Origin of the sequence: Cellulomonas massiliensis JC225, assembly GCF_000312005.1 — a bacterium.
GTDB lineage: Bacteria > Actinomycetota > Actinomycetes > Actinomycetales > Cellulomonadaceae > Cellulomonas > Cellulomonas massiliensis.
Genome location: NZ_HE978588.1, coordinates 1436174 through 1441215 on the forward strand (window position 1 = coordinate 1436174; position 5042 = coordinate 1441215).

Consider the following 5042-nt stretch of genomic DNA (forward strand, 5'->3'; position numbering starts at 1 on the left):
CCCGGTCGCGGCCAGCGCGGCCACCTGCTCGGCTCGGATCTTCGACGGCCCGGAGCCGAAGCGGCCGTCGGCCGGCAGCAGGTGGGCGGGGATCGTCAGCGTCAGGGGCTGGTCGGCAGGCACGAGCCGAGGATAGGCCGTGGCCGGACCCGCCCGTCGGGGCGACCAACTACCCTGTGACGAGCACGCGCGGGGACCGTGCGCGTGGCCGGGCCGAGCGGGAGGCAGTGCGGTGAGCGACCTGATCGACACGACCGAGATGTACCTCAAGACGATCTACGAGCTGACGGAGGAGGGGATCACCCCCCTGCGCGCCCGGATCGCGGAGCGTCTCGGCCACTCGGGTCCCACGGTCTCCCAGACGGTCGCCCGCATGGAGCGCGACGGGCTCGTCGTCGTCAGCGGGGACCGCCACCTCGAGCTCACCGAGGCCGGTCACTCCAAGGCCACCCGCGTCATGCGCAAGCACCGCCTGGCGGAGCGCCTGCTCACCGACGTCGTCGGGCTGGAGTGGCCGTACGTGCACGAGGAGGCGTGCCGCTGGGAGCACGTCATGAGCGAGCGCGTCGAGAAGCGGCTGGCCGCCCTGCTCGACCACCCGCACTTCGACCCGTACGGCAACCCGATCCCGGGCCTGGCGGAGATCGGCGAGGAGCAGACGCCCGTGCGGTTCCTCGACGGCGTGACGCCGCTGACGGCGCTGGCCGTCGACGTGGAGTCCGTGGTGGTCGCCCGCATCGCCGAGCCGCTGCAGGTCGACGTCGAGCTGCTGCAGCGCCTCGACGAGGCCGGCGTGCGGCCCGGCGACAAGGTCTCGGTGCAGCGCGCCGCAGGCTTCGTCACCGTGGGGCGGCCCGGCGCGGAGATGGTGCTGGACCTGCCGCTGGACGTCGCGCGGCACATCTTCGTCGGCGTGGCCTGACGCCCCCGGCTGCCGAAGGCGCCGAGGCGCCTCCGTTGCTGGGCGGCGCCTGGACGTGCCCTGTGCGGACCCCCGCCGTGCGGCGCCCGGGGCCCTCGCCGTGGCCGAAAAGTGATCCAGGTCACCCGTCCAGGTGACCCCGGCGCGCGAGTTTGCGAGGGTTCCTCACACGACTCCACCTGCGACGTCGCAGGTCAGCGGCCCGGCATCAGGACGTCCGTTCAGCACCGCGCCGCCACGTCGTGATCGGAACGTGACAATCCCCGAGGGCCTCATGTACGTTCGTCCTGCTTCTCGGTCCCCTCCTCCGGGAAGCCCTCGAGCGGACGCCGAGCCCTGCCGCCGCCACGAGGTCCGCACGAACCGCCGGCAGGGGCGGGGGACCCAGATCTGGGCACCGGAACCTCGGTGTCCTTGGGGTGAAGCCCCCGAGTCCGATCTCGATCGGTCTCGAGGGCCGGGTGCACTCCCACCCGAACCCGACAGCTCACCTCGTAGGCGCATGGAGACCAGCGTGACCATGAGCACCACTCATGCCCGCCACCGTGCGGCGCGGCGTCCCACGACGCCCCTGAACGACCTCGCCTCGGCTGCATCGGAGCAGCTCGGCACCTTCGGTCGTCGTACCGCCGTCGTGGCGGCCTCGTCCGGCCTGGCCGTCTCGCTCATCGGCGCTGCGCCGGCGAACGCGGCGCCCGGCGACGACGCCACCGCCCTGCCGGCCGTCGACACCGCCGCCCTCACCGCCTCCGCCCGCGCGGTCCTGCAGACGGCCCCGGTCGTCTCGGCCCCGGACGACGCGACCTGGGACCTCGACGTCAAGGCCGTCAAGATCGTCAAGGCCGAGAAGCGCGAGGCGCCGCAGCAGGTGCAGCGCAGCACGGCGACCGCCTCGCGGTCCGCGGCCCGGACGACGTCGACGCCGGCCGTCTCCAAGGCGCTGCCGCAGTCGGTCTCCGGCAACGCGGTCCTCGAGATCGCCGCGCGCTACGTGGGCGTCCCGTACGTCTACGGCGGCTCGACGCCGGCCGGCTTCGACTGCTCGGGCTTCGTCTCGTACGTGTACGCGCAGCTCGGCATCTCCCTGCCGCGCTCGTCGTCGGCCTACCCGAGCGCCGGCCAGCGCGTCTCGCGCGCCGAGGCCAAGCCGGGCGACATCATCTGGAGCCCCGGCCACGTCGCGATCTACGCGGGCGGCAACCAGCAGATCGACGCGCCCCGCCCGGGCAAGACGATCCAGTTCCGCAGCATCTGGCAGAGCAACCCGATCTTCATCCGGGTCAGCTGAGACCAGCCTTCGCCATGAGGCCCCGACGACATCGCGTCGTCGGGGCCTCATGCGTTTTCCCGGCTCGTCCCGGCAGGCGGGCCTGGCCGGACGACCCGGACGGCCGACCAGCAGCGGCGGGTGCGCCGCGTACCTCGTCCCGGATCTCGGTGGACCACGTGGTTACGCTGATCCCGCAGTCGCCACGCACGGGCCGGCAGCCAGTCGGTCCGCTCGACGAGGTCGGGAGGCCGTCGTGCTGATGGAGGGGACGTTGACCGCGGGGCAGGGCCCCGCCGCCGCACCGCACGCTGCCCGCACCGACGTCCGGTCGCTGCTGCTCAACGCGAGCATGGAGCCCCTGTGCATCGTGAGCCTGCACCGCGCGGTCGTGCTCGTCATGACCGGCAAGGCCTCGGTGCTCGAGTCGGACGGCCAGCTCCTGCACTCCGAGCACGCGGCCGTCCCCGTCCCGCTCGTCCTCGTGCTCACGCGCTACGTGCACGTCCCGCAGCGCCGGCCCGTCCCGCCGACCCGGCGCACCGTGCTGCAGCGGGACGACCACCGGTGCGCGTACTGCGGCGGCGGCGCCGACACCGTCGACCACGTGCACCCGCGCTCCCGGGGCGGGCGGCACGAGTGGACGAACGTCGTCGCGGCGTGCGTGCGGTGCAACCACCGCAAGGCCGACCGGCTGCTCACGGAGATCGGCTGGGAGCTGCCGTTCACGCCGCGCCCGCCGCGCTGGTCCGTCGCGTTCGGTGCGTCCTCGCGGTGCGAGCCGGCGTGGACGCAGTACATGACCGCCTGACGGACCGCCACGCACCGCGCGTCGCCCCCTGCTCCTGCGCCTGCCGTCGTGGCAGGGTGGAGGGGTGGTGAGACCGCCGGCGCGCCACCGGCGGTCCCGGCCGCGGGAGCCGAGGAGGGGTCAGCGATGACGCGTCGGGACGAGGTGCTCGTCGGGGTGGACGGCTCGACCGCGAGCCTGCACGCGCTCGACTGGGCGGCGCAGCACGCGCGGACCCGCGGGTGGGGCCTGCACCTCGCGTGCGCGTACACCCTGCCCGCGTTCACGGCGGCGTCGCTCGACGGCGGCTACGCGGCGCTCGACGACTCCGCGATCCAGGAGGGGGCCGCCGCGGTGCTCGCCGAGGCGACCGCCCGGGTGGCGGACGTCGGGGTGCCCGTGACGTCGAAGGTCTACACGGGCGACGCGGGCGGGGTGCTCGTCGAGCTGTCGCGCCAGGTCCGGCTCGCCGTGGTGGGCACGCGCGGGCGCGGCGGGTTCGCCGACCGGCTGCTGGGCACCGTGTCCTCGGCGCTGCCGGCGCACGCGTACTGCCCGACGGTGGTCGTCCCGCTCCGCGACGCGCAGGGCCACCTCGTGCCGGAGGGCGCGGAGGTGCCGGTGACGCGGCCGGTGCAGCGGATCGTCGTCGGCGTGGACGGCTCGGAGCAGGCCGAGAAGGCCCTGCGGTGCGCCATCACGGAGGCCGAGGCGTGGAACGCGTCGCTCACCGCCGTGGCCGGCGTGCCGCTCGGGGCGATGACAGGCGTCCTGTCGTGGCTGCCCGCGGCCGTCGACCACGAGCAGGTGCTGCGGGACATGGAGGAGGGTCTCGACGTCCTCGTCGACAAGGCGCTCGTCGAGCACCCGGACCTCACGGTGCGCCGCATCGTGCTGGACGGCACGGGCGCGGAGCTGCTCACGGAGTTCTCCGTCGCCACCGACCTCATCGTGCTCGGGTCGCGGGGCCGGGGCGGGTTCCGGGGGCTGCTGCTCGGCTCGACGAGCCAGGCGGTGCTGCACCACGCGTCGTGCCCGGTGATGGTCGTGACGAACCGCTGCGAGCCGCCCGCCGGATGAGGCCGGTCGGTCAGTCCGCCGCCTGCGGCACGTCCGGACGGCGGACGAGCGCGGACAGCACGACGGTCGAGCGCGTGCGGGAGACGAACGGCTCCGCCGCCAGGCGCTCGACCACCCGCTCGAGGTGGCGCATGTCCCGCGCGCGGACCTGCACGACGAGGTCCACGTCGCCCGTCACGGTGCTCGCGGCGACGACCTCGGGGTACTGCTCGACCGCCTGACGCATCGTGGCGGGGCTCGTCGAGCCCTGGCAGAACAGCTCGACGAACGCCTCGGTCTGCCAGCCCATCGCCGCGGGGTCGAGCCGCACGGTGAACCCCCGGATGACGCCGCGCTCGCGCAGCCGGTCGACGCGGCGCTTGACCGCGGGCGCCGAGAGGGAGACCTGCGCCCCCACCTGCGCGAACGTGGCCCGCGCGTCCTGCGCCAGCACCCTGAGGATCGCGGCGTCGAGGTCGTCCAGCCCTGCCTCCGTCATGCGCCCATCATCTCGGATGGCGGGACGGCGACGGGTGTTCGAGGTGCGCGCGCCGCCGACGAGGAGGACGGTGCCCCCAGGACGGACGGCTTCGGACCGACGAGAACTGTTCGGGCGAAGTCCCTCAAGTCGGACGTCCCGCCTGCCGATGCAGGGGTTCCACGCAGGTCGTGGGGCCGGTGCACGAAGCAGGGACCGGATCAGGGGAACCGGAAGAGGGAGCAGGGTGTGGTGAGCGGGCGCAGGCACGAGGCCGGGTCGGTGACGGCGGAGATCGCCGAGGGGCACGGGACGCCGGCACCGGCGCCGACCCTCGCAGGCCGGATCCCCACGCAGGGCAGGCGGGACGCGGGCCCGCGTCCGGGACGCCGTCGGGTGACCCCCGTCGTCGTCGTCTCGGCGCTGCTGCTCGCCGCGGGCGTGCCGACCGCCGTCGCGGTCGACCACGCCGCGGACCAGCGGGCCGCCGCCGAGGCGCACGCGCAGCAGGAGCAGGCCGAGGCCG

5 protein-coding genes and 1 riboswitch are annotated in these 5042 nt (G+C 74.5%); of the genes, 4 read left to right on the forward strand and 1 reads right to left on the reverse strand.

Annotated features, from left to right (window positions below; translation table 11 throughout):
* The first annotated feature begins 232 nt into the window (after positions 1–232).
* The 4 genes from HGCM_RS06845 to HGCM_RS06860 all read left to right on the forward strand — a co-directional run bounded on the left by HGCM_RS06845 (position 233) and on the right by HGCM_RS06860 (position 4059).
* Entirely contained in the window at positions 233–922 is a 690-nt protein-coding gene (locus HGCM_RS06845) for an iron-dependent transcriptional repressor DtxR (RefSeq protein ID WP_019136110.1), read from the forward strand.
* A 345-nt stretch (positions 923–1267) separates the two neighbouring features.
* A riboswitch (cyclic di-AMP (ydaO/yuaA leader) is annotated at positions 1268–1437 on the forward strand.
* Positions 1437–2210, forward strand: coding sequence for a C40 family peptidase (locus HGCM_RS06850; RefSeq protein ID WP_026075314.1), 774 nt, complete (start codon positions 1437–1439; stop codon positions 2208–2210). Its footprint overlaps the riboswitch before it by 1 nt.
* Before the next feature lie 235 nt (positions 2211–2445).
* A complete protein-coding gene (locus HGCM_RS06855) occupies positions 2446–3000 on the forward strand; it encodes an HNH endonuclease (protein ID WP_019136112.1) in 555 nt (184 codons plus the stop codon).
* Positions 3001–3126: 126 nt separating this feature from the next.
* A complete protein-coding gene (locus HGCM_RS06860; protein ID WP_019136113.1) occupies positions 3127–4059 on the forward strand; it encodes a universal stress protein in 933 nt (310 codons plus the stop codon).
* Positions 4060–4069: 10 nt separating this feature from the next.
* Here the strand turns inward: HGCM_RS06860 and HGCM_RS06865 are convergent, their stop codons facing one another.
* Positions 4070–4537 carry an Lrp/AsnC family transcriptional regulator gene (locus HGCM_RS06865; RefSeq protein WP_019136114.1) on the reverse strand — a complete coding sequence of 156 codons (468 nt, stop codon included), beginning with the start codon at positions 4535–4537 and terminating at the stop codon, positions 4070–4072.
* Positions 4538–5042: the final 505 nt, after the last annotated feature.

Excerpts from the sequence above, each read along its gene's own strand:
- HGCM_RS06860 (WP_019136113.1), top strand. The coding sequence starts at position 3,127 with ATGACGCGTCGGGACGAGGTGCTCGTCGGGGTGGACGGCTCGACCGCG.
- HGCM_RS06865 (WP_019136114.1), bottom strand. The coding sequence starts at position 4,537 with ATGACGGAGGCAGGGCTGGACGACCTCGACGCCGCGATCCTCAGGGTG.